Source organism: Corynebacterium guaraldiae (assembly GCF_053480195.1).
This window is the reverse complement of the sequence record NZ_JBRBAU010000008.1, coordinates 96,379-120,188: the sequence shown is the minus strand read 5'-3', so window position 1 is coordinate 120,188 and position 23,810 is coordinate 96,379. Positions and strand designations below refer to the sequence as shown.

Sequence of the window (23,810 nt, the reverse complement as noted above, 5' to 3'; positions counted from 1 at the left end):
TTAGTCTAGCGCTCGATGAAACCCGACTCACCGCGCGGTGCGGCCCACTGCTCCACCACGGCGTTCACAACGCCCGGGCGGCGCGTGGTTGACGGCTCTTCGCGCAGCAAGGACAGCAGCTTCTCGCAATCAGCTCGCGGGCCTTCAGCAACCACCTGGACGCGTCCGTCCTGAAGGTTCGTCGCGTGCCCAGCCAGCCCTAGTTCGAGGGCCCGGGAACGCGTCCACCAGCGAAAGCCCACGCCTTGGACGTGGCCAAGTACGAAAGCTGTGAGGCGTTCATGTCCCGCAGAGGCTGCTGCCGTGTCTGCCATCTAGTACTCCCTCAAGTTTGTGCGGTCGCTCAAGTCGAATTCGTGATCGAGACGGCGGCGGTCCTCCGCGCTGCGGCGCGTCACAGGATCGGTACCATCCCAGCACTCGACGTTTTGCAGTTCCGGCAGCATATCACGGTGGAAGACAGGATCCAGGCCCTTGCGGCGCTGCTCGTTGTAGTTCTTCAGCAGCTTGATGGCCACGCCGCACAGCGGCACGATGGCGCACACGTTGAGCAGCACCATGATGGCGGCACCCGTATCCGCCAGGTCGAACACGGTACCCAGCGGGGCCACCGCGCCGTAGAAGACGAAGGCCAACACGATGAGGCGGAAGGCCCACAGTACCCACTTCTTCCCGGAGAGGTACTCCACGTTGGACTCTGCAAGGTAGTAGTTACCCAGAATCGAGGAGAATGCCAAGAAGAACAGGATGAACGTGACGAAGTGGATGCCCCACTCGCCGACCACATTGGACAGCGCGTTCTGGGTGAGGGTCACGCCCTCAATCGCGTCGGAGCCAAAGGTCTCGAACTCGGTGCCCAGCAGAATGATGAAGGCAGTAATCGTACACACCACCAGGGTGTCGAAGTACACGCCGAGGGTCTGCACAAGGCCCTGCTTCACGGGGTGGGAGACCGTCGCCGTTGCTGCCGCGTTCGGCGCCGAACCTTCGCCGGCCTCGTTGGAGAACAGGCCGCGCTGGATGCCCTTCAGCATGGCCATGCCCAGTGTCGCGCCAGCAGCCTCACGGAAGCCGAAGGCAGAGCCGACGATGGAGACAAACATGTCCGGCACCTTGTCAAAGTTAAGGACCACCACGATGAAGCCCATGATGAGGTAGGCACCGGCCATAAACGGCACGATGAACTGAGTCATCGAGGCGATGCGCTGAACACCACCGATAATGATGAGGCCAGCTACGGCAACGACGGCAATACCCACGCCCGCCTTGAAGGCACCGGAATCCTGTCCGAAGGAGGCCGCCAAGGAATCAGAGATAGCGTTGGTCTGGAAAGCGTTGTAGAACCAACCAAAAGTAATGGCGATGGCGACGGAGAAAATGGTTGCCAAGGGCTTCCAGCCCAGACCGCGGGACATGTAGTAGGCCGGGCCGCCGCGGTAGGTATCCCCCTCGCGGACCTTCCACAGCTGGGCCAGCGTGGACTCCACGAACGCAGTTGCGCCACCCAGGATGGCGATGAGCCACATCCAGAACACAGCGCCGGGCCCGCCCACAGAAATTGCTACGGCCACACCCGCGACGTTGCCGGTGCCCACACGCGACGCCGCCGAGATGGTGAACGCCTTGAAGGCAGAAATACCGCCGTAATCGGCGTCCTCATCGACGCCGACCCCCTTGGGCTTTTCGACGACCGCTTTGAACATATCCGGCACCATGCGGACCTGCACCAAAGCGGTGCGGATACCGAAGTAAAGGCCAGCAGCGATAAGCAGCCATGGCAGGACATAGGACCACAGGCTGTCGTTAATGACACCGATCACGGTGCTGAAGATTTCTTGCATACGTTACACACTAGTGACAACCCCCGCCATCGGCCTAGTTGGAGCCTAACTACTTCCCCACCCCACGGCGCTGACAGGACGGGCAATAGTGGGTACCGCGCCCGCCCAACACGGTTTTCACGATGTCCTCGCCGCAGCGATCACAGGGCTGCCCGCCACGCCCATAGGCATGCAAGGAACGGTCAAAATACCCGGATTCGCCGTTGACGTTGACGTACAGCGCGTCAAAGCTGGTCCCGCCAACCTCAAGGGCGGAGCGCATAACGTCGGTGGCCGCGGAAATCACCGCGACGGCATCGCGCTGCCGCAGGGCGCTGGCCTTCTTCAACGGAGAAATCTGAGCCGCCCACAGCGCCTCATCCGCATAGATATTGCCCACTCCGCTGAGCACAGTTTGATCCAGCAGGGCAACTTTCACCGCCGTACGTTTTGCGCGCAGGCGCCTCCCCGCCGCGGTGAGGTCAAAGTCTGCTTCGAGGGGATCGGGCGCGATATGCGCCATGGTGAGCCACGGGCCGAGATGCCAATAGCCAAAAGTGCGCTGGTCGACGAAGCTGATGCGGGTGGCGTCGTCAAGCACGGCGGCGATGCGCACGTGGGGTGAATCCACCTCACCGATCCGCACCTGCCCCGACATTCCGAGGTGGATAAAGAGCACATCGCGGGCAGGATCAGTGCGGTCCTCATCGGCAAACTCCAGCCACATGAACTTGCCGCGGCGCGCCACCGCGGCGATCCTCCTGCCCACGAGCAGCGCGGACAGCGGTGCCTCCTGCTTGCGATTGGCGCGCGGGTGAAGGACATCGACCGCCGCGAAGGATCGCCCCACGACGTAGGGCTCGAGCCCGCGGCGGACGGACTCAACTTCAGGCAGCTCTGGCATCGAGTCCTCGTGGGTTAGTTCTCTTTGCCGGCGGTGCCCTGCACCAGCAACGGGGTCTCACGCAGCGCCTGGCAGGCTTCTTCCGCCGCCTGCTGCTCCGCAAGCTTCTTGTTGTGTCCCGTTCCCCTACCCACGGTCAAACCGGCCACCGTGGCAACGGCATTAAAGGTCTGATCGTGCTCGGGGCCGGTCGAGGTGGCCGAATACACGGGCATCGCTGCCTTCAGCTCGGCGCACAGCTCCTGCAAGGTCGTCTTCCAGTCCATGTGGCGGCCGGATACCACGGCGTTCTCAACCTTGGCGGCAAACAGCCGCAGCACCACCCCGCGGGCGACTTCGAAACCATGCTGGCGGTAGATGGCCCCCAAGATGGCCTCGGTGGTATCGGCCAAGATGGAGTCCTTGTCACGGCCGCCGGTAGATTGCTCACCCTTGCCCAACAGGACGTGTTGACCCACCCCGATTTCACGGGCTACGTCAGACAAGCCGTAGCGCGAAACAATGGAAGCGCGCATCTTAGAGATGTCGGATTCGGGGCGCGATGGGAACTTTTCGTAGAGCTTGGCCGCGATGGACAAGCCTAAGACCGCGTCCCCGAGGAACTCCAGACGCTCATTGTTGGGCAGGTGACCGTTCTCGTTGGCAAAGGAACGGTGCGTCAGCGCCAAGCACAGCAGCTCATCGTTGAGCTCCACGCCGAGTGCCTTGAGCAGCGGACCGTGGTCTACCTCCGCGAATGCTACGGCAAGTGCCTGCTCGCCGGTGAGTTTCTTCTTCTTGCTCATAGGAATTTCTCCAACCCAGACCACCGCGGATCGACGCGCTCTTCTTCCCCGGAGACCCCCGTGGTCACGCCTTCGGGAACATCTACTTCACAGCCATCCTCACACGTCGGCGCGAAAGGAAGCACCAAACCTGCCTCATCGATCACGGTCTGCAGGAGGTCAAGGACACCGTCCTCAATCTCGGGGATCTCATCGCCGGAACCGCGATCCTCTTCCTCTGTTTCATCTCCGCTGATGAAGGACTCATCCGCGGAGAAAACCTGGGATACGTGGAGATCTAGTGCTGGATGTAGCTCAGCTAAGCAGCGTGCGCATTCGCCGCTGAGGGTGCCGGTGATATCAGCGTCCACCAACACGCCGGAGCCCAACGGCGTCAAGGTGGCGTCCACCTTAACCTCAGCACCTTCCGGGATGCCGATCATTTCCACGCCGATGCGCTCGGGGGCGGGTCCGGTTTGCACGCGGTGCTCAGGCAGCGCTTCAGCTCCTTGGCTGCGGAGCAATTCCGTCACGTCGAACTTCAATGGTGATTTCATAACGCCCACCAGCTTACCCTGTGCTGACCCACGCGCCCTAGACTGGCAAGGGCCTGAATGTTGGGTCATAGCCGCTTAAGCGCTTGCCCACAAGGCTCGATTCTTTCGCCTGTGGCTTTTAGCCTAAAACTCCATGAGCTACACCGCGACCGACACGGCGTCTCTGGGCGCCACGGCACGTGAACTCGCGCTCAGCTTTCCCTTGCAGTGCCTTGTCCCCGCCGTGGTCCTGACCGTCGTAGGAGTGACCTGCCGCCACCTCATCACGCGAGTCCGCCCCAGCATTTTCGGTGATGCCGGCCTCTCCCTGCACCGCGCGGCCCTCGCCAGCGCCCTTGCGGGATTGGCCGTGGGCGCGGTGTCCTTTCTTCCCCTGCATTTTGGGCCTATCGTCATACTCTCATCGGCGCTGTTCTCGCTGTGTGCCGCGCTCATCGCGTGGAGCGCGCGCGAGTCCTTTTCTGCCGCCGGCATGGGGATTGGTGTGATGATGCTGACCGTCGGTGCGGTCGATGTGGTGCTGTTGCTTGTCGACGCCGCCTGGGGCCCCATCCCCGAGCCTCACACCACGGGCACGGACTTCGGCATTATGTGGGTGCTTTATGCACTGCCGGGCCTCGTCGCCGCGGGATTGGCCGCAGCCTTAAGCACCATGCCGGCCAAGGAAGCCGCCCGGATTCGCCGCGCGGAACAGGCGCGCGCTGCGGCGCAGGACTCTACCTCGCTTCACTCGACCTCGCTTCGGCTACGCCGAAGCGTCACCACTAGGTAGTTGCCCGCACCTTAATTCAACAATTCGGCTTAGTAATCACGGGGCGCACGCGGCGCACGGCGCACAGGCTCCCGGGTCTCGCGCACAGCGCTTCGTCCCTCACCATGTGATTCACCGCGGGAACGCACGCCGGCGCCCCGCCGCAGCGCGGAGCGATCGTTGTTGACGGTACGCAAGAGATCGGACAAGGTGGTCTCGAACTCCCCGAGCTTGGCGTCAACGAATTCATCGCACTCGGTGCGCAGGCGGTTGGACTCAGAGTGCGCGGTCTCCACAATGCGGTGCGCCTCATCGTCGGCGCGGCGCACAACCTCGGATTCGGAGACCAAACGGTCCTGCTCGGCTTGGCCTGCTGCGACGGCGCGCTGGTACTCCTCATCCGCCTGGGCGCGGGTGCGCTCGGCGTCGGAGCGTGCGTTCTCTACGAGGTTGGTGGCCTCATCTTCCGCCTGGGCTACCAAGGTGGTGGCGCGGTGTTGAGCGTCGGCAAGCATGGCGTCTGAGTCCTCACGCGCACGGGCAACGGTGTCATCGGCCTCGGCGGTGGCCTCAGAAATAATCTGCTCCGCGCGCTCCTCAGCACCCTGGAGGATCTCGTCCTGCTTGTCTAGGACGTCCTGGGCGTCATCCATTTCAACGGGGAGGGCGTTGCGAAGATCGTCGAGAAGCGCCAGCATTTCGTGGCGCGGAACCATGCAGTTGGAGGTCATGGGAACGGCATAGGCCTGTTCCAGATTGCGAACAAGTTCATCGAGGGACTCAAATACGCGGTACATGGCACCAGCCTATCCAAGCGCACGCACACTGCGACGTATCCCACGCGGGAAGAAATGGCGAAAACCTCCCCGGCAAGCGAGGAGGTTAAGCACGGATACAGAGATAAGGAAACGGCTAGATTACGCCTTGGGCCAGCATGGCGTCGGCCACCTTCTTGAAGCCGGCAATGTTGGCGCCCGCCACGTAGTCACCTTCCAGGCCGTATTCCTTGGAGGTCTTGTCGATGTTGCGGAAGATATTGGACATGATCTCATGCAGGCGCTGGTCGGTGTACTCGAAGGACCAGGAGTCGCGGGATGCGTTCTGCTGCATCTCCAGCGCGGAGGTTGCCACACCGCCCGCATTCGCGGCCTTGCCCGGCGCGAAGGCGATTCCGCTCTCCCCGAAGTAGTGCGCGGCTTCCGGGGTACACGGCATGTTTGCACCCTCAGCAACGTAGCGGATGTGGTTCTTTACCAGGAGCTTGGCGTCATCGCCGTCGAGCTCGTTTTGGGTCGCACACGGCAGGGCAACGTCGGCGCTGACCTCCCATACGTTGCCGCCCTCGTGGTACTCCACGCCCGCGCCAGCCTCGCCGGCGTAGGTAGAGATGCGCTCGCGGCGTACTTCCTTGATGTCTTTGAGCAGCTCCAAGTCCACGCCGTTCGGCGTCGTGATGTAGCCGGAGGAATCGGACATCGCCACGACGGTTCCGCCGAGCTGCTGAACCTTCTCGGCGGCGTAGATAGCAACGTTGCCGGAGCCGGAAACAATGACTTTGGCGCCGTCGAAGGACTCGCCGTGGGTCTTCATCATCTCCGAGGTCAGATACACCAGGCCGTAACCGGTGGCCTCAGTGCGCACGAGGGAGCCACCCCAGGTCAGCCCCTTGCCCGTGAGGACCCCGGACTCGTGCTTGTTTTCTAAGCGGCGGTACTGGCCAAACAGGAATCCGATTTCGCGGCCGCCCACGCCGATATCGCCGGCCGGCACATCGCGGTACTCACCGATGTGGTTGTGCAGCTCCGTCATGAAGGACTGGCAAAAGCGCATGACCTCGGCTTCGGACTTGCCCTTCGGGTCGAAGTCAGAACCGCCTTTGCCGCCGCCGATGGGAAGGCCGGTCAGCGAGTTCTTAAAAATCTGCTCGAAGCCAAGGAACTTGATGATGCCCAGGTTCACGCTCGGGTGGAAGCGCAGGCCGCCCTTGTACGGGCCGAGGGCCGAGTTGAATTGCACGCGGAAGCCGCGGTTGACCTGAATCTGGCCGTTGTCATCCACCCACGGGACACGGAAGATGAGCTGGCGCTCGGGTTCGCACAGCCGCTCGACCAAGCCATAATCAGCGTAGTGAGGGTCCTTGTTGAGGACGATCTTGAGGGAATCCAGGACCTCAGCGAGCGCCTGGTGGAATTCCGGTTCACCAGCATTGCGCTTGAGAAGCTTGCTGTAATAGTCGGAGATTTGCTGGTCGATGGACATGGCAATCCTTTCATTCGGCACCGTGTTTAGCTGCTGGTGCGTCCTCCGTTGAACAACCGCTAGTTTTCTATCAATCGACCTAAATTGCAAGACGAGCGTACGGGGAAATTTATTAAAGGCAGGTCAGAGGGCGAAAATTTTTTCCCGTTTCCGCTTCCATATACTCATGTGCATGCGCATACTTGTTGCCCCCGACTCTTTTAAAGGCACCGCCACTGCCGCCGAAGCCGCTGCCGCCATTGCTTTGGGCGCGCGCCGCGCCCTCGGCTCCTCCCCGCACGCCGCTACGGCACAGGTAACCACTCTCCCTATGGCCGATGGTGGCGAGGGCACCGCGGAGGTACTCGCCAGCGCTGCCGTTCACCGCGACGGTACGGCGGGCCAGACCATTACGCTGCCCACCACCGATGCCATCGGGCGCCTCACCGAGGCCAGCTACCAGCTCGTGGGTGACACGGCCTTCATCGACGTCGCGGCGGCCACCGGCCTGCCCGCTGTCTCCGACGCCCTCGATCCGCTCCACGCGGATTCCTATGGCACGGGAGTGCTGCTTGCCGACGCCGAATCGCGCGGCGCCAAGCACATCGTCTTGGGACTTGGCGGCAGCGCCAGCATCGACGGCGGGCTCGGCATCCTCGCCGCGCTCGGCGCCGCCGCCCACGATTCCCGCGGCTACGCCCTGCCCAAAGGCGGCGCCCCGCTGGTCAACCTCGATCACATCGACACCGCACAGCTCAACATGAAGGCGGCGATGATGGACTACACCTTGGTTACGGACACCCGCGCCGTGCCCATCCAGGCCGCGACGATGTACGGCCCTCAAAAGGGCGCCGAGGGCGAACAGGTGGCACTGCTCGCCGGCGCGATGCTGAAGCTATGCGAGGTTACGGATACCGACCCGCAAGCGGAGTTCTTGGGTGCCGCCGGCGGCATCCCCATCGCCTTAAGCTGGCTCTCACGCACACTGTGGGGCACGGCGGAGCACTGCCGCATCGTTCCCGGCGGGCGCTATGTGGCCGAGGCACTCGACCTGCCCGCGCGCATCGCCGAGGCCGATCTCGTCCTCACCGGCGAGGGGCGTTTCGACGATCAATCGCTCACCGGAAAAGTCGTGGGCACGCTGGCGGAGATGACCGGGCCGCCGACGCTGGGCATCATCGCTGGCTCCGCTACGGCACCGGCGCCGCAAGGCGCGCTCCTAGAGGAGCTCGACGGGGATGAACGCGGGGACGTCGCCCAGCGCTTGAGCTCCGCAGCCGAACGCCTCGTCCACAGCTTTCTACAGAGCTAGCTCTCTGCAGGGGGGCTAAAGCTTCTCTGCAGGACTAAGGGGTTACCTGCACCGCCCACGGGAAGATGGCCGGGCGCTCGTGGGCGAGCTCATCCTCCAGCAGTACGTGATCCTTCGGCAAGACCGAATGCGGAGTTAACAGGCGCGCGAGGACCATGGTCAGCTGGTTAACGGACCCCTTCACGCCATCGACGTCGATGGCGTAGCGGTAAACATTTGCGTCTTCGAGGTCACGTTCTTCATGCTCCTCCCGGTAGGTTTGGCGCAGCTGCTCTTCCAGCCCCTCCGGGAGTGCGGGCTCGTGCACGCGAGTAACCTCAGCAGAGGCCAGCGAGTTATTGTCCACCAGCTTGTGGGTGGCAGTACTAAAGATTTCGGCCACACGCTCGGCTTGGGCATCCGGCACCAGAACATCAAAGTGAATCAATGGCATGTAGGTAACCCTACCCAAATTTGGAGGACAGTAACTATGGCAGATCCCACACTTTCCCGTCTGACCGAGCTCTTAGTGGACGATTCCGTCGATCTCAGCTGGCAACGGGCCTTCTACGAGGATCTGCATGCCCACCCTGAGCTTTCCCATGAAGAGGAACGCACCGCCGGGCGGATTCTGGAACAACTAGAAAACTACGATTGTGAACTCGTCACCGGCATCGGCGGACACGGTATCGTCGCTATCTTCCGCAATGGGGATGGCCCCACCGCGCTGATGCGGGCCGATTTCGATGCCCTCCCCGTAGCCGAGGAAACCGGCGTCCCCTTCGCCTCGACCAACGGCGCGATGCATGCCTGCGGGCACGATGTGCACGCCACCGCGTTGCTCGGCGCGTGCGCGATTCTCGACGCCCACCGCAACGCCTGGCGCGGCACCTTCCTAGCACTGTTCCAGCCCGCAGAAGAATCGTCCATGGGTGCCAAATACATGATTACGGACGGGCTCACCGACCGCGTCCCTGCACCGGATGTGTGCTTCGGCCAGCACGTCATGCCGGGCCCCGCCGGGCAAGTCCAATCTACCGCCGGCCCCATCCTGGCCGGCTGCGACTCCCTTCGCATTCGCATCACGGGGCGCTCGGCGCACGCCTCCATGCCGCACGAGGCCATCGACCCCTCCTATGTGGCCGCCATGGTGATCACGCGTCTGCAGGCCATCGTCGGCCGCGAAGTTCCTCCCCATGACTTCTTCGTCATCTCGGTGGGCGAGCTACATTCGGGTGATAAGAACAACATCATTCCAGGTGGCGCCGAGCTAGTGCTCAACACCCGTTATTACAAACCGGAATTGGCCGAGCGCGTCTATGCTTCCCTCGAGCGCATGGTGCGCGCCGAGTGCGAGGCGTCTGGGTGCCCGGCAGCACCGACCTTCGAATACTTCGCTCACGGCGAGGTCACCGATAACGACGCTGCCACCCACCAGGCTGTTCGCGCCGCCTTCGACGAGGTCTTCGGCAAGCTCTCCGTCACCGCCGCGCCCTCCACCGTCTCCGAGGACTTTTGCTATCTCCCGCAGGCCTGGGGCGTGCCTTATTACTTCTGGTTCATCGGCTCCACACCGGAAAACCTCCTCGACAACCCGCCCGTTAACCACCAGGCCACCTTCCTACCGGACTATGAGCCCACGATGCGCTCGGCCACTCGCGCTGGGGCCGCCGCCGTTCTGTCTTTCCTTGGACGCTAAGCCTCTGTGCCCAACGCCACTCGGCATCACGGTCTGCGTGAAACGTTGGTCAGTGTCCTGGTCTGCAGGTGCATACAGAACTGGTTAAGCTTGGGAGTTGGTATTTTTCCGCATTTATATGCCTCAAGTGAAGGGATTCTCATGAGTCAACCCCAGCACTCCGATTTCCAATCCGCAGTTCCTGGACACGTTCGCGCCGCAGCCGGCGTCTCCCCCTCTCGTGCGACCGACCGCAAGTTTTGGTCCGGTCTGTCTTCCTCGGTGATGGAGCAGATTGCAGACAATTGGGAGGCCACCCGCAGCGCCTACGCTGCCACTCGTCAGCAGCACTACTTCTCCGCTGAGTTCCTGCAGGGTCGTGCCCTGCTCAACAACCTCACCAACGTCGGTCTCGTCGATGAGGCCCGCGCCGCTACTAAGGCTGCGGGCCACGAGTTGGCTGATGTCCTCGAAGCCGAGCACGATGCCGCACTCGGCAACGGCGGCTTGGGCCGCCTCGCCGCCTGCTTCCTCGACTCCGCCGTCACCCAGGACTACCCGGTGACCGGCTATGGTCTCTTGTACCGCTATGGCTTGTTCCGCCAGTCCTTCGACAACGGTTTCCAGCGCGAGGAGCCGGATGCATGGATGGAAAACGGCTACGACTTCATCATTCGCCGCGCTTCCGAGCAGCGCCTAGTCCACTTCGACGACATGGACGTGCGCGCCATCCCCTATGACATGCCGATCACCGGTTATGGCACCGATAACGTGGGCACCCTGCGCCTGTGGAAGTCCGAACCCATCGATGAATTCGATTACGATGCCTTCAACTCGCAGCGGTTCACCGAGGCCATCGTGGAGCGCGAGCGCGTCATGGACATCTGCCGCGTGCTCTACCCCAACGACACCACCTACGAGGGCAAGGTCCTGCGCGTCCGTCAGCAGTACTTCTTCGTATCGGCCTCGCTGCAGCAGATGATCGATAACTACATCGAGCACCACGGCGAGGACCTCACCGGCTTCGCTGAGTACAACTGCATCCAGCTCAATGACACCCACCCGGTGCTGGCCATCCCGGAATTGCTCCGCCTGCTTCTCGACGAACACGGGATGGGCTGGGATGAAGCCTGGAAGGTCGTCACCGAGACCTTCGCCTACACCAACCACACGGTGCTGGCTGAGGCCCTGGAGAGCTGGGAAGTGTCCATCTTCCAGAAGCTGTTCTGGCGCATCTGGGAACTGGTGGAAGAGATCGACCGCCGCTTCCGCGAGGACATGGCCCAACGCGGCTTGGATCGGGGCCGCATCGACTACATGGCCCCGGTATCCGACGGCCACGTCCACATGGCGTGGATCGCCTGCTATGCCGCGTACTCCATCAACGGCGTCGCTGCCCTGCACACCGAAATCATCAAGGCGGACACGCTCTCCGAGTGGCACGAGCTGTGGCCGGAGAAGTTCAACAACAAGACCAACGGTGTGACCCCGCGCCGCTGGCTGCGCATGTGCAACCCGCGCCTGTCCGACCTGCTCACAGAACAAGCTGGCTCCGATGCCTGGGTCACCGATCTGACTGAGCTGGCGAAGCTGGCTCCTTTGGCAGAGGATGAGAAGGTACTGCGCCAACTCATCAATATCAAGCGCGCCAACAAGCAGGATTTCGCCGCCTGGATTGACGCGCACCAAGGCGCATCCGTAGACCCGGATTCCATCTTCGACGTCCAGATTAAGCGCCTGCACGAGTACAAGCGCCAGCTGATGAACGCACTCTACATCCTGGACCTGTACTTCCGCATCAAGGTCGACGGCGAAACCGTCCCGAAGCGCACCTTCATCTTCGGCGCGAAGGCCGCCCCGGGCTATGTCCGCGCCAAGGCCATCATCAAGCTCATCAACGCCATCGGCGACGTGGTCAACAACGACCCAGCCACCAAGGACGTGCTCAACGTGGTCTTCGTTGAGAACTACAACGTCTCCCCCGCCGAGCACATCATCCCGGCCGCTGACGTCTCCGAGCAGATTTCCGTCGCTGGCAAGGAAGCCTCCGGTACCTCCAACATGAAGTTCATGATGAACGGTGCCCTGACCTTGGGCACCATGGACGGCGCCAACGTGGAGATCGTCGAGGCAGTGGGCGAAGAAAACGCCTACATCTTCGGTGCCCGCAACGAGGAGATCCCGCAGCTGCGCGCCGAGTACAACCCAGGTGAGCTCTACAACACGGTTCCGGGCTTGGCACGCGTCCTCGACGCCTTCACCGATGGCACGCTGGGCTCTGAAAATGCGGGCATGTTTGGAGATCTTCGCTCCTCCTTGCTCGATGGATTTGGCGAGCACGCCCAGGACACCTACTACGTTCTTGGGGACTTTGCCGACTACCGCGAGACCCGCGACCGCATGGCAGCCGACTATGACGCTGATGAGCTGGCATGGGCCAAGAAGGCATGGCTTAATATCTGCTACTCCGGCCGCTTCTCCTCTGACCGCACAATCGCCGACTACGCCAACGAGGTGTGGAAGCTGGCCCCGACTCCCATCGCCAACGTCTAGGTAGACGGGGTTAATAGGCGCGCTAGTGCCTATTAACCCTTAGATGGGTAGTCCTTCAAGACTCCTTCAAGGCAAAAGCGCCGCCCCACTCAATTCCCCCCCTTCCGCAATTGCGGGAAAGAGGCCGAGTGAGGCGGCGTTGCCTTACTGCGCGAGAGCCCTACTTATCGCGCAGCGTCTGACCCAGCTCGTGGACCTGAATCATGTTGGTGTTACCGGAGATTCCAGGAGGCGTACCGGCGATGACGACGATCATGTCGCCTTCCTTGTACTTATCCATCCCCAGCAGCGCCTCATCGATGGCTTCCATCATGTTATCGGTGGACTCCACCGATTCACTCAGGAAGGTCTCGGCGCCCCAGGTCAAAGCCAGCTGCGAGCGCACAGCCGGGTGCGGGGTAAAGGCAAGCAGCGGCAGCGGCGAGTGCAAACGAGCCACGCGCTTTGCGGTATCACCGGAGGTGGTGAACGCCACGATTGCCTTCGCGTTAAGGCGCTCAGCGATATCGCGTGCGGAGTAGGACACGACACCGCGCTTGGTGCGCGGAACGTGCGTCAGCGGAGGAACGCGGCCACCCTGCTCGGCATTCGCGACGATCTTGGACATGGTGCGCACGACATTCTGTGGGTCGATGCCCACGGACGTCTCACCGGAGAGCATGACTGCATCGGCGCCGTCGAGCACTGCGTTGGCAACGTCGGACGCCTCCGCACGGGTCGGCCGCAGATTGGAAATCATGGAATCGAGCATCTGCGTTGCCACGATTACCGGCTTGGCGTTCTCACGCGCAATCTGGATGGCGCGCTTCTGGAACAGCGGAACCTGCTCCAGCGGCACCTCGACGCCGAGGTCACCGCGGGCAATCATGATGGCATCGAATGCCAGCACGATGGACTCGAGGGCATCGACAGCTTCCGGCTTCTCCAGCTTGGCGATGACCGGAACGCGGCGGCCTTCCTCATCCATAATCTCGTGGACCTTGTCCACGTCGGCCGGGGAACGCACGAAGGACAGAGCAATCAGGTCGACACCAAGCTTCAAGGCGAAGCGGAGATCTGCGATGTCCTTTTCCGACAGGGCCGGGACGGAAATGTCCATGCCCGGCAGGGACACGCCCTTGTTGTTCGAGACCGGACCGCCTTCGGTGACCTCACAGACGACGTCGTTGCCATCGACTTCCTTGCACACGACGGCGACCTTGCCATCGTCGATAAGCAGGCGGTCACCCGGCTTCGCGTCCTTCGCCAGGTTCTTGTATGTGGTGGACACGCGGTCGTGCGTGCCTTCCACGTCCTCAACAGTGATGCGGACGATCTCGCTGTCCTTCCACATCTCTTCACCGTTGATGAAGCGACCCAGACGGATCTTCGGACCCTGCAAGTCCGCCAACACACCGACGGCGTGGCCGGTCTCATCGGTGGCCTCGCGGACCCAGCGATAGTTCGCTTCATGATCCGCGTGCTCGCCGTGAGACATGTTCAGACGTGCCACGTCCATGCCCGCTTCAACGAGGCCAAGGATTCCTTCCTTGCTTGCTACCGCGGGACCCAACGTACAAACGATTTTGGTTCTTCTATCCAACATGGAATGCCTTACTCACATCGGGAGCTTCTAACGGTTCCCAAACTACCCCGGTTTACTGGTCTCGGCCACCACGAATGGCGCTCGTAGCACATTTTCAACCCTCGTCCCGAGTGCTCTCCGGAGCTGAGCAACGCCCCAAATATTCGGCAACAAACGGGAACAACCGGGCACATCTGGGCATTTCGTACTCATCATTCGGAACCTCAGACTTCCGAATAAGAGCTCAAAAACACCGTGTGTGATCCCGGCTACTTTTTCTGTTTTCAGCGCCTAAAACAGGCAGACGCTACGAAAGCTGTACCTAATTAAAGCCTGCGGAGCCACCATTCTTCTCAACTTCCGCGGCACGAGCGGGATCCACTTCCTCCGGTGACTCCTGCCCACGTGGCAACCGGAAGTACACGATGAGCGCAACAACGAAGCAGACCACCGAAACGATGACGTTGACACGCAACCCGAAGATGTGCGTGGCCTCATCAGCGCGCATGTTTTCTACAACGAAGCGCCCCGCCGTGTATCCGGCAACGTACAGCGCGAACACTCGGCCATGGCCGAGTTTGAACGCCTTGTGCGCCCACAGCAGGAACACACACACCGCCACATTCCACAGCAGTTCATAGAGGAAGGTCGGATGCACTGAGGTCACTACTTCCCCGGTCGAGCGTCCGCTGATTGGTGCGTACGCGCCGCTGTCATTTACTCGGTAGTAGATGTCCAAGGCCCACGGAACCGTGGTTTCACGGCCGTAGAGCTCCTGATTGAACCAATTACCCAAGCGCCCGATAGCTTGGGCCAAGACAAGTCCGGGCGCGACGGCGTCCGCAAATGGCCCCAATGGGATGCCTTTAACCTTGAACATGATCCACACCGCTATTGTGCCTAGCGCCACTGCGCCCCAAATGCCGAGGCCGCCGTTGGTAATCTTCAGCGCATCAACTGGATTGCACGTGGAACAGAAGTACTTTTCGTTATCCGTAATCACGTGGTAGAGGCGCCCACCAATAATTCCGGCCGGTATCACCACCAAGGCCGCATCCCACACCACATCCGGGTTTCCACCGCGGGCGGTATAGCGGCGCAGCGTCATCCACATCGCGACGAGGATGCCGACGATGATGCACATGGCATAAGCGCGAATTGGGACCGGACCTAGATGCCACACGCCTTGCGGCGGAGAGGGAATGTTGGCGAGATTGTAAATTTGCACGGGAAACAGTGTGCCTGAAAATTACGCCCACTACAACGCGTCTAGGTCCTGCGCGAAGGGCACGCCGGATGCTGGCCGGTAGCCACCAAAGAACGCGCCAAGGCCATGGGGTCTTGGGCAGCCATGATGGACTCACCGACCAAGATGGCATCAGCGCCCTGAGAAGCATAAGACAACACGTTTCGCGGGCTATTGACCCCACCCACCGCGATGCGCGTCATGCTCTCAGGAAGACCCGGCGAAATAGTAGAAAAGGCCTCCCGATTAATAGCATCGGAGGCCAAAGACCACGCATTGATCGCCACGACAGTTCCCCCTGCCTTAATGACGCGATCTACCTCAGCGCACGTACGAACTTCGAGGATGGCGGTCATGCCGAGGGATTCCACGCGGTCTAGGAGAGACTCGAGGCGAGCCTGGTCGAGCAGCTCCACTTGCAGGGGAATCGCGTCCGCCCCATAGCACCGCGCCTCATGGATCTGATAGGGGTCGACGATGGTGTCGCGGCATAGCATCGGTATGTCAACGGCGGACCGGGCCGCCCGCATGTCTTCGAGGGAACCGTGGAAGCGGCGGCGATCCGTTTGGCACGCCATCACATGCACTCCGGCTTCCTCCAGGCTATGCGCCAGCGTTGCCACGGACTGCGGGCTCTCCAAGTGCGCAATTTCACCGCCATAAGGTACGGCGCGCTTGATTTCGGTAATGATAGAGCATCCCGGACGCAGCAAAGCCTGTGCAGCATCGCGCGGGGCATCCATGTCTCGGGAACGCGCCTTAACTTCTTTGAAGGGGACGCGGGCCTCCCGCGCGGCGACATCAGCTAGTACGCCGGCCACGAGGTGATCGACGGCAATCGGGGTAGGCATGGAGCACCTCCCTTCCCCGAAGGAAACTCAATGAAAGAAACAGAATGGAGTTCGAGATCACACTTAGGCTAGCGCGCTCTTACCTCCAACCAGAAATCCGGGGTCCCCTTCTATCAGCGTAACACCCCGTGGTGGAGATGAGACGAGCCGGTGGCTCGTGCCGCCGCCTCCCCTAGGTGGTGCGAGGATCCGTGGGGTCGATATCGGCGTCCAAAGCGTCCCACATCACGCGGCCAGAATCCTGGGAGGTTTCTAGATCTTCCTGCAGGCGCTCCTGCCGTACAGCTGGTGTCTCATATTTGGCGGAGCGGGGCTTATCGCCTCCCGGATTGCTGGCCACCATGACCGCACCAAAGAGCGCGAGTGCAGCGCCGACGAGGGCGAGGACAGGGCCGGCAGTCGAGGCATCCGCGGAGAGCACCGTGGCCCAGTCAGAAATGGTTGTGGACTCCACGGAGGTATCATTCGTGCCTCCCTGCAGCAGTTCCTCGGCGCGCTGCGCCTCCGGGCCGGCGGTCAGCAACGCAACAGGGCGCCATCCCGCAGCCGCCGCGGCAAGTGCTGTGAGGCCAGATACGATTCGGCGGCCGGTGCGCCGTAGCGCGAAGGCCGCAACACCGCCAGCGAGGACCACAACGCTCAACGCGATGAGCTCGAGGGACCACAAGGAACCCGATAGCTCCGCAACGCTGGAGCCGGCCTTATCATCCTCAACCGCAGCCTTTACCCACGTCATGCGGGAAGACAACCACAATAGGATGGCACCGACAAACATCAACAAGGGCCCAATGCGCTTAGCCATCATTCTCCTCCCCTATGAGATCACGTGCATCGAAACAGGTCCGGTCACCGGTATGGCATGCCCCGCCGCGCTGACGAACGGTGAGCAGGATGGTGTCACCATCGCAATCCAAGCGCGCGCCGACCACTTCTTGGGTGTTGCCGGATGTTAGGCCTTTGATCCAATACTCGCGGCGGGAACGTGAATAGTAGGTTCCGCGGCGCGTCGCCAACGTGTAGGCCAAGGCATGGTCATCCATCCACGCCAACATGAGCACCTCACCGCGCTCAGACTGCACAATGGCTGGAACAAGCCCCGCCTCGTTGCGCTTAAGTTGCTGAGCAATCTCATCACTCAGCTCATAAGCCCCGACAGCCGTTGGGTCGGTGGTGGGGTTGTCACTGTTCCTCGTCACTGTCGCACCTCCTTACCTGCCGCGGCTAGCGCCTGCTTGACCTCGGAGATCCCCACTTCTCCGAAGTGGAAAATGCTGGCGGCCAGCACCGCATCTGCCCCAGCGTCGACAGCCGGTGGGAAGTGCTCGGCCTTTCCAGCACCGCCGGAGGCGATGATCGGAACGGAAACTTTCTCACGCACTGCCTCGATCAATTCGATATCGAAGCCCGCCTTGGTTCCGTCGCCGTCCATGGAGTTCAGCAAGATTTCGCCGACGCCCAATTCCTCACCGCGCTTGGCCCATTCCACGGCATCGAGGCCCGCAGAACGCGTTCCGCCATGCGTGGTGACCTCGAATCCGCTGGGGAAATCTGCAGCACGGCGCGCATCCACCGACAACACAATGCACTGCGAGCCAAACACATCCGCGAGCTCGCGCAGTAACTCTGGGCGCGCGATGGCAGAGGAGTTGACGGAGACCTTATCGGCGCCGGCACGCAGCAGTTCGCGGACGTCGTCGACAGACCGCACTCCACCGCCAACGGCCAGCGGGATAAAGACCTGATCGGCGGTGCGGCGTACGACGTCAAGCATGGTACCGCGGCCGTCCTTCGACGCTGACACATCGAGAAAAGTCAGCTCATCAGCACCCACGCGGTCGTAATGGGCGGCCAACTCGACTGGGTCGCCGGCATCACGCAGGTTTTCAAAGTTAATGCCTTTGACCACGCGGCCATTATCAACGTCAAGGCACGGGATCACTCGCACGGCAAGAGCCATGGTGACAATCCTCCTAAAGCTCAAAGCGAAATGAAAGGCAGCTCGAATCGAACTGCCGATTGGTGAAATTCAAGTCCGGTATGCGGCGCCAGCGACGAGCGCTAGCGTCCTAGGCAAGCCAAACGCGTATCAACGGCTTCCGCGGGGGTTTCGGGCGATGGCATCCAAGATCGTGGCATGCACCTGCGGGGTACCGCCCACGAATCCCTGTGAATGCGCGGTCCACTCGTTGCCTTCTGGATCACTCACGCGGCCACCGGCAGCCTTGATCATGAGAGCACCCGCCGCGTTATCCCACGGGTGCGGCGAGAAATTCACCGCGCCGTCAAACACGCCTTGAGCCACAAATGCATTATCCAGACCCACGGACCCGGTCATGCGGGGACGCAGCCCGGTCTCCCGGAGATCATTGAACAGGCCCGTCGGCAGGTGCGAGGAGCAGCCCACGTGGCCACGAGCCTCGTCGAATCCCTGGGCTTCTTCGCCACCACCGAATCCAGTGGAGGGGCCGCCGCTGGTTCGCAGCTGCATGCCCTGCGCCGCAACGACGCGGCGGTGTAGCAGGGGGAAATCCGCTACTGCAACAACCGGCTTTGCTTCGTGGATTAGCGTGACAAGAATGCCGCAGCATGGATTCCCGGCTGAGTAGTTCGCGGTTCCATCCACGGGATCCACAACCCACACCGTTTCTTCAAGGCTGCCGCCTGATTCTTCACCGAGTACCGGGATACCGGTGAGCTGGTTCAGCGTCAGTCGCAGCTGCTGTTCAATCAGCAAATCCACCTCGGTGGCAAAGTCCCCTTCGCCCTTGAAACGCGCGGGCGCTGCACCGAGGCCCCGGCGGAAGAGATCATCAACCTGGTCCACCGCTGCTTCTGCAAAGGCCACGAGTTCGCGCGGATCCGACGCGGAGGTTCCTGACATCGGGGCCATTGGCCTACCTCTCCTCGATCGGGTCAATGTATTCTTCGCCCGGCAACGGAGTAACTTCCGCAACCGCCGCGAGCGCCTCCTCCAGTGTGAAGCGCTCCTCATAGAGAGCCTTGCCGATGATGGCGGAATCAATTCCCTCATTTTCGTAGAGGGCCAATTCACGCAGATCATCAAGGGTGGAAATCCCACCGGAGGCTGTTACCTTTGCCTCCGTGGCGGCCGCAACCTCACGCAGCAGTTCGATGTTGGGGCCTTGCAGCGTCCCGTCCTTGGACACGTCCGTCACCACGAAGCGAGTGCAACCAGCGGCGTCAAGGCGCTCGAGCACCTCCCAGAGGTCGCCACCATCGGAAACCCAGCCGTTACCGCGCGTGCGCCACTCGCCGTCCACCATCCGGACTGCGAGATCGACCGCGATGCGGTCACCATGCTCTGCCAAGACCTTGGCAATCCATTCGGGGTTCTCCAAAGCCGCGGTACCAATATTGACGCGGCGGGCTCCGGTGGCGAGTGCACGGGCCAAGGAGTCATCATCCCGGATACCTCCGGTCAGCTCCACGTTAAGGTCCACGCTCGTGGTGATCTCAGCGAGCAGCTCGTGGTTGGAGCCGCGGCCAAAGGCTGCGTCCAGATCTACTGCGTGCAGCCACTGCGCGCCTTGGGCCTGCCACTTAAGGGCGGCCTCACGCGGCGAGCCATAGGGCTTTTCAGTTCCGGCCTCTCCCTGATCAAGGCGAACCGCCTGACCGTCGACGACATCAACCGCGGGCAACAGTGTAAAGCTCATGGTGGGTAGTCTACCTTTCGAGTGGGCTCTTTAAAGCGTTCCAATCCAGTTCTTTAGCAGCTGCGAGCCGACGTCACCCGACTTCTCCGGATGAAATTGCGTGGCCCATAGCGCACCGTTTTCTACCGCGGCGACAAAACGGTCACCGCCATATTCGGACCACGCCACCTTCGGCGGCTCAGTGATTTCAGTCTCGAGCTCCCAGCTCCGCGCGGCATAGGAGTGCACGAAGTAGAAGCGATCCTGCGCGCTCACGCCATGGAACATAAGGCTATCGTCGGGAAGCTCGACGGTGTTCCAGCCCATATGGGGCAGAACTGGCGACTGCAAGCGGGTCACCTCCCCCGGCCACTCACCACAGCCTTCCGTAAAAACGCCGTGTTCTGTACCGGACTCAAAGAGTATCTGCATACCTACGCAGATGCCGAGAACTGGGCGGCCGCCAGCTAGGCGTTGGCCAATGATCCGTGGGCCCTGGGCCGCGCGCAGGCCTTCCATGCAGGCGGCGAAGGCGCCTACGCCGGGCACCAGCAGGCCATCGGCTTCCACCGCCAGCTTCGGGTCTGCGGTCACCGTCACGGTGGCACCGACCCGTTCCAGTGCGCGCACAGCCGAGCGGACGTTGCCGGCACCATAATCAAGGACAACTACGTCGTGTGAGCTCATCGTGGCTCCTTTCCGGGCCTCCTCGGCCTTCTAATCCTGCGCAAGCGCGTTTGGATGTCATTGAGTTCGCTCACGCGGGTCTTACCCAAAGCTAGGTCAGCAGCAGTCATGAGCAAGCCCACCGCAATGATGGCGGCACCTGCGGCAAAAGCGCCTTTGTATCCTGACATCGCCACGACGGCGCCAAGGACCGTCGAACCAAGGCCAGTACCACCGTCGTAGAAGATGTTCCACACCGCAGAACCCTCGGAGAGCCGCTCGCGTGGGAGGCGGTCAAACATCGACAGCAGCGCCTCGTTTTGAACGATGCCGAAGCCGGCACCGTAGATGACCGTACCGAACACGAGCAGCCATACCGACCACTCTTGCCACAGCACGGCGGCGATGAGTCCCACACCCACGACCGAGGAAGCCTGGGCCGGAATCATGAGTGTGCCGGGCTTGCCCACCCGGTCCGCCACGACACCGGCGACGTAGCGCGCAATCATGCCCGCGCCACCAATCACGGACAGCATGAAGCCGCCCAAAACCGCGCCGCGTTCAGGATCCAATTCGCGCACGGCCGGCGAAATGAAATTCGAGGCCACGCCGTAGCTCACGGAGAAGCTCATCAACGCCAGTGCCGGCACGAGCACAAGCTTCCACATTGGAGCACGCGGAGTGGTATCCGATGGGTCCGGCATTCCCACCGGGGCAGCCTTGATCTGCGGTACGAGGATGCAGGTGAAGAAACCCAGAAGGCCGAGGCCGGCGGCCAAGAGGTACACCACGTTATAGTTGTACGCTGCGGCGACGGCAAGGCCGACGGGCAGGAAGGCCATCTGTGCCGCGCCGATAAAAAGGCCGAAGATTCCAGTGGCCTTGCCCAACAAGCGCCGCGGCGTGATTTCCGCGATGAGCGCGTTTTCTGACACCGTCAGGGCACCAAAGCCAATACCGCGCAGTGCGGAAAAGCCTAGGGCGATTGGGGCGGCGTCGCCCAGCATGTGGCCCAACGCCGGCACGCCCAAGAGCAGCGCCGACGCCGCCATGATCGGCCGGTAGCCAAAGATGCGCAGCAGCATCGGAGTCGCCATTTGGGTAAGCACGGTGGCCAGCATGAACACGCCGGTTGTGGCGCCAGCCAGCGTGGCCGATCCGCCGGAATCCAACACAGCCAACGGCACCACGGGTAGCAAAACTGACCACGCGCCGAAGGCGGAAACCACCGCGATCATGGTTTCCTTGAAGCCGGCAACCTTCCACACACTCTGAGGGGCGTTATCTGTCACTTTGCCGCCAATCCTGCCAAAAAGATGTCGAGGAACCAGACCAACGCGGCGGCCACGGCGACCGCCGCGAGCGCGCCCGCGACCACAGTCAGCAATACTGAACCGTTCTGATACGCCGCCCACGCGCCACCGACGAGCAGACCGGCGACGAGAAAGAGAATGAGAACCATGACATTCATAGCGTCTTAGAGTGCTCCCTTCGTCGAAGGAACTCCGGTTACTCGCGGATCCCGCTCGGTTGCCTGGCGCAGGGCGCGGGCCACTGCCTTGTACTCGGCTTCCGTGATGTGGTGCGGATCGCGCCCATAGCGCACGTTGACGTGCAGAGTCGTCGCCGAGTGTGTGGCAAAGGTTTCGAAGAAGTGCCGGTTGATCACCGTGGCGTAGTGCCCGCCAATAACCTGCCACTCCAAGTTCTCCGGCTCGCCATTCATGACAAAGTAGGGCCGCCCAGAAATGTCAACGACGGCCTCCACCAGCGTTTCATCCATGGGCAGAAGCTGGGAACCGAAACGGCGGATGCCGGACTTATCCCCCAGTGCTTCGAGGAAAGCGCGGCCAAGAACAATCGCGGTGTCTTCCACCGTGTGGTGGGCATCGATATCGATATCGCCCTCGGCATGGACCTTAAGGTCGAAGGAGCCGTGAGTGCACACAGCGTTGAGCATGTGGTCAAAGAACGGCAGCCCCGTCGAAATATCCGCCTGGCCGGTGCCATCGAGATTGATTTCAACGGAGATCTTTGTCTCCCCAGTCACGCGCTCTGCGCGGCCAATGCGGTCGCCTAAGTCGTGGCGTGTAGCTTCACCAGCGCTCATTGTCCCACGCTCCTTCTTTTCATCATGAGCCTTTTCCTGGGCTCAAGTTTCAGTTCTCAGTTAGTCATCTCTACTGTATCTGCCAAGTCCGCCGCGGCCGAAAGGAAGGCGTCATTCTCTTCGGGCAGCCCAATCGTGGCGCGCAGGAGACCCGGTACGCCGTTGTCTCGGATCAGCACATCGCGGTCGAGGAATCCCTGCCACACCACGTGTTGGTCGGCAAAGCGCCCAAAGGAGACGAAGTTGGATTCGCTCGGCACAACGTAATAGCCAAGTTCCTGGAGCCGTGCGACAACCCGATCCCGCTCCGCCGAAAGCTTCGCCACGGTACCCAAGGTCTCCTCCTTGTGAGCAAGAGCCACGGTGGCCGCGATCTGGGATAAAACGGAGAGGTGATAGGGCAAGCGGACGAGCATCACGGCTTCCACGAAGGCGGGATCCGCCACAAAGTAACCCAAGCGCCCGCCGGCGAAATCGAAGGCCTTGGACATCGTGCGCGAGACCACGAGCTTGGTCGGGTACTTCGCCAGCAGTGTTGTAGCTGACGGCGAGGGCGAGAATTCCATGTAGGCCTCGTCCACGATGACGATGCCCGGCGCGACCTGCACGATCTTCTCCACCAGTTCGATCGGGGTGACATCACCGGTGGGGTTGTTCGGGGTGGTGATGAAGACGACGTCGGGGCTGTGCTTGGCGACGGCCCCCAGAGCCGCCTCCTCATCGATGCGGAAGTCCTCATCGCGCGGGCAGGAAATGAATTCGGTCTGCGTGCCTGCGCACAGAATCGGATGCATGGAGTAGCTCGGCGTAAATCCCAGCGCGCTGCGGCCCGGCCCACCGAAGGCCTGCAGCAGCTGCTGGAGCACCTCATTGGAGCCGTTGGCTGCCCACACGTTCTCCACGCCCACGGTGACACCGGTCTGCTCGCTGACGTATTCCGCCAGCGCCGTGCGCAGCTCGACGGCATCGCGCTCCGGGTAGCGGTTGAGTTGGCGTGCGTGCTTCTCGACGGCCTCCACCATGTCCTTCACCAGCGCCTCCGACGGCGGATAAGGATTTTCGTTGGTGTTGAGTTGGTTGGTTACCGTCAGCTGCGGGGCACCATAGGCACTGGAGCCACGCAATTCTTCACGCAGGGGAAGATCCTTCAGCTCAGCCATG

Annotated in this window: 25 protein-coding genes; 4 read left to right on the top strand and 21 right to left on the bottom strand. The window is 61.8% G+C overall.

What is annotated here, in order from left to right; all coding sequences use genetic code 11:
- Positions 1-5: 5 nt before the first annotated feature.
- From ACUY3D_RS08000 to ACUY3D_RS07980, 5 genes are read right to left on the bottom strand one after another with little or no spacing between them, the layout of a single operon-like run.
- Positions 6-314, bottom strand: a complete 309-nt coding sequence (locus ACUY3D_RS08000) for an acylphosphatase (RefSeq protein ID WP_070533232.1) — start codon at positions 312-314, stop codon at positions 6-8.
- Complete coding sequence (locus ACUY3D_RS07995) at positions 315-1,841, bottom strand: alanine/glycine:cation symporter family protein (protein WP_070533234.1); 1,527 nt, start codon at positions 1,839-1,841, stop codon at positions 315-317. It abuts the gene before it with no gap.
- A gap of 49 nt (positions 1,842-1,890) precedes the next feature.
- Positions 1,891-2,724 carry a bifunctional DNA-formamidopyrimidine glycosylase/DNA-(apurinic or apyrimidinic site) lyase gene (mutM, locus tag ACUY3D_RS07990; protein WP_070533235.1) on the bottom strand — a complete coding sequence of 278 codons (834 nt, stop codon included), beginning with the start codon at positions 2,722-2,724 and terminating at the stop codon, positions 1,891-1,893.
- Between the two features lie 14 nt (positions 2,725-2,738).
- Positions 2,739-3,509, bottom strand: a complete 771-nt coding sequence (gene rnc, locus ACUY3D_RS07985) for a ribonuclease III (RefSeq protein WP_070519978.1) — start codon at positions 3,507-3,509, stop codon at positions 2,739-2,741.
- Positions 3,506-4,045, bottom strand: a complete 540-nt coding sequence (locus tag ACUY3D_RS07980) for a YceD family protein (protein ID WP_070519975.1) — start codon at positions 4,043-4,045, stop codon at positions 3,506-3,508. Before ACUY3D_RS07980 ends, rnc begins: the two co-directional genes overlap by 4 nt.
- Positions 4,046-4,178: 133 nt before the next feature.
- On the opposite strand from ACUY3D_RS07980, the gene ACUY3D_RS07975 reads away from it, so the two are divergent.
- Positions 4,179-4,817: a hypothetical protein gene (locus tag ACUY3D_RS07975; RefSeq protein WP_232755531.1), complete on the top strand. Its 639-nt coding sequence runs from the start codon at positions 4,179-4,181 to the stop codon at positions 4,815-4,817.
- Between the two features lie 29 nt (positions 4,818-4,846).
- Here ACUY3D_RS07975 and ACUY3D_RS07970 read toward each other — a convergent pair whose 3' ends face one another.
- Both ACUY3D_RS07970 and gdhA read right to left on the bottom strand, forming a co-directional pair.
- A complete protein-coding gene (locus ACUY3D_RS07970) occupies positions 4,847-5,593 on the bottom strand; it encodes a DivIVA domain-containing protein (RefSeq protein ID WP_070519973.1) in 747 nt (248 codons plus the stop codon).
- 115 nt (positions 5,594-5,708) lie between these two features.
- Positions 5,709-7,055, bottom strand: coding sequence for an NADP-specific glutamate dehydrogenase (gdhA, locus tag ACUY3D_RS07965; protein WP_070533237.1), 1,347 nt, complete (start codon positions 7,053-7,055; stop codon positions 5,709-5,711).
- A 172-nt stretch (positions 7,056-7,227) separates the two neighbouring features.
- On the opposite strand from gdhA, the gene ACUY3D_RS07960 reads away from it, so the two are divergent.
- Complete coding sequence (locus tag ACUY3D_RS07960; protein WP_269948042.1) at positions 7,228-8,346, top strand: glycerate kinase; 1,119 nt, start codon at positions 7,228-7,230, stop codon at positions 8,344-8,346.
- A gap of 34 nt (positions 8,347-8,380) precedes the next feature.
- On the opposite strand, the gene ACUY3D_RS07955 is transcribed toward ACUY3D_RS07960, so the two are convergent.
- Positions 8,381-8,779, bottom strand: a complete 399-nt coding sequence (locus tag ACUY3D_RS07955) for a hypothetical protein (protein WP_070596871.1) — start codon at positions 8,777-8,779, stop codon at positions 8,381-8,383.
- Between the two features lie 36 nt (positions 8,780-8,815).
- Between ACUY3D_RS07955 and ACUY3D_RS07950 the strand changes: the two genes are divergently transcribed.
- Positions 8,816-10,024, top strand: a complete 1,209-nt coding sequence (locus ACUY3D_RS07950; protein ID WP_143334930.1) for an amidohydrolase — start codon at positions 8,816-8,818, stop codon at positions 10,022-10,024.
- Between the two features lie 141 nt (positions 10,025-10,165).
- Positions 10,166-12,556: a glycogen/starch/alpha-glucan phosphorylase gene (locus ACUY3D_RS07945; protein WP_339016679.1), complete on the top strand. Its 2,391-nt coding sequence runs from the start codon at positions 10,166-10,168 to the stop codon at positions 12,554-12,556.
- 160 nt (positions 12,557-12,716) lie between these two features.
- Here ACUY3D_RS07945 and pyk read toward each other — a convergent pair whose 3' ends face one another.
- From pyk to ACUY3D_RS07880, 13 genes are all read right to left on the bottom strand, one after another.
- Complete coding sequence (gene pyk, locus ACUY3D_RS07940; RefSeq protein WP_448240825.1) at positions 12,717-14,138, bottom strand: pyruvate kinase; 1,422 nt, start codon at positions 14,136-14,138, stop codon at positions 12,717-12,719.
- A gap of 304 nt (positions 14,139-14,442) precedes the next feature.
- Positions 14,443-15,348, bottom strand: coding sequence for a prolipoprotein diacylglyceryl transferase (gene lgt, locus ACUY3D_RS07935; protein WP_070562730.1), 906 nt, complete (start codon positions 15,346-15,348; stop codon positions 14,443-14,445).
- Positions 15,349-15,389: 41 nt separating this feature from the next.
- Positions 15,390-16,217: an indole-3-glycerol phosphate synthase TrpC gene (locus tag ACUY3D_RS07930; protein ID WP_070533247.1), complete on the bottom strand. Its 828-nt coding sequence runs from the start codon at positions 16,215-16,217 to the stop codon at positions 15,390-15,392.
- Positions 16,218-16,389: 172 nt separating this feature from the next.
- Positions 16,390-17,019 carry a TIGR02234 family membrane protein gene (locus ACUY3D_RS07925; RefSeq protein ID WP_185963337.1) on the bottom strand — a complete coding sequence of 210 codons (630 nt, stop codon included), beginning with the start codon at positions 17,017-17,019 and terminating at the stop codon, positions 16,390-16,392.
- On the bottom strand, positions 17,012-17,356 hold the full coding sequence (gene hisI, locus ACUY3D_RS07920; protein WP_227486122.1) for a phosphoribosyl-AMP cyclohydrolase: 345 nt from the start codon (positions 17,354-17,356) through the stop codon (positions 17,012-17,014). The genes ACUY3D_RS07925 and hisI overlap by 8 nt, the downstream gene beginning before the upstream one ends.
- 53 nt (positions 17,357-17,409) lie before the next feature.
- A complete protein-coding gene (hisF, locus tag ACUY3D_RS07915) occupies positions 17,410-18,174 on the bottom strand; it encodes an imidazole glycerol phosphate synthase subunit HisF (RefSeq protein ID WP_448240815.1) in 765 nt (254 codons plus the stop codon).
- 129 nt (positions 18,175-18,303) lie between these two features.
- Positions 18,304-19,107, bottom strand: a complete 804-nt coding sequence (locus ACUY3D_RS07910; RefSeq protein ID WP_070533252.1) for an inositol monophosphatase family protein — start codon at positions 19,105-19,107, stop codon at positions 18,304-18,306.
- A 4-nt stretch (positions 19,108-19,111) separates the two neighbouring features.
- Positions 19,112-19,894, bottom strand: coding sequence for a bifunctional 1-(5-phosphoribosyl)-5-((5-phosphoribosylamino)methylideneamino)imidazole-4-carboxamide isomerase/phosphoribosylanthranilate isomerase PriA (priA, locus tag ACUY3D_RS07905; RefSeq protein WP_070519945.1), 783 nt, complete (start codon positions 19,892-19,894; stop codon positions 19,112-19,114).
- 30 nt (positions 19,895-19,924) lie between these two features.
- Positions 19,925-20,560, bottom strand: coding sequence for an imidazole glycerol phosphate synthase subunit HisH (gene hisH / locus ACUY3D_RS07900; protein ID WP_070596862.1), 636 nt, complete (start codon positions 20,558-20,560; stop codon positions 19,925-19,927).
- A complete protein-coding gene (locus ACUY3D_RS07895; RefSeq protein ID WP_527249345.1) occupies positions 20,557-21,831 on the bottom strand; it encodes an MFS transporter in 1,275 nt (424 codons plus the stop codon). Before ACUY3D_RS07895 ends, hisH begins: the two co-directional genes overlap by 4 nt.
- The gene (locus ACUY3D_RS07890; RefSeq protein WP_070562724.1) at positions 21,828-22,010 is read right to left on the bottom strand and encodes a CG2302 family histidine operon protein; all 183 of its coding nucleotides are present in this window, start codon (positions 22,008-22,010) and stop codon (positions 21,828-21,830) included. Before ACUY3D_RS07890 ends, ACUY3D_RS07895 begins: the two co-directional genes overlap by 4 nt.
- Before the next feature lie 6 nt (positions 22,011-22,016).
- Positions 22,017-22,649, bottom strand: a complete 633-nt coding sequence (hisB, locus tag ACUY3D_RS07885) for an imidazoleglycerol-phosphate dehydratase HisB (protein WP_070519938.1) — start codon at positions 22,647-22,649, stop codon at positions 22,017-22,019.
- 56 nt (positions 22,650-22,705) lie between these two features.
- Complete coding sequence (locus ACUY3D_RS07880; protein ID WP_448240813.1) at positions 22,706-23,809, bottom strand: histidinol-phosphate transaminase; 1,104 nt, start codon at positions 23,807-23,809, stop codon at positions 22,706-22,708.
- Position 23,810 lies beyond the last annotated feature (1 nt).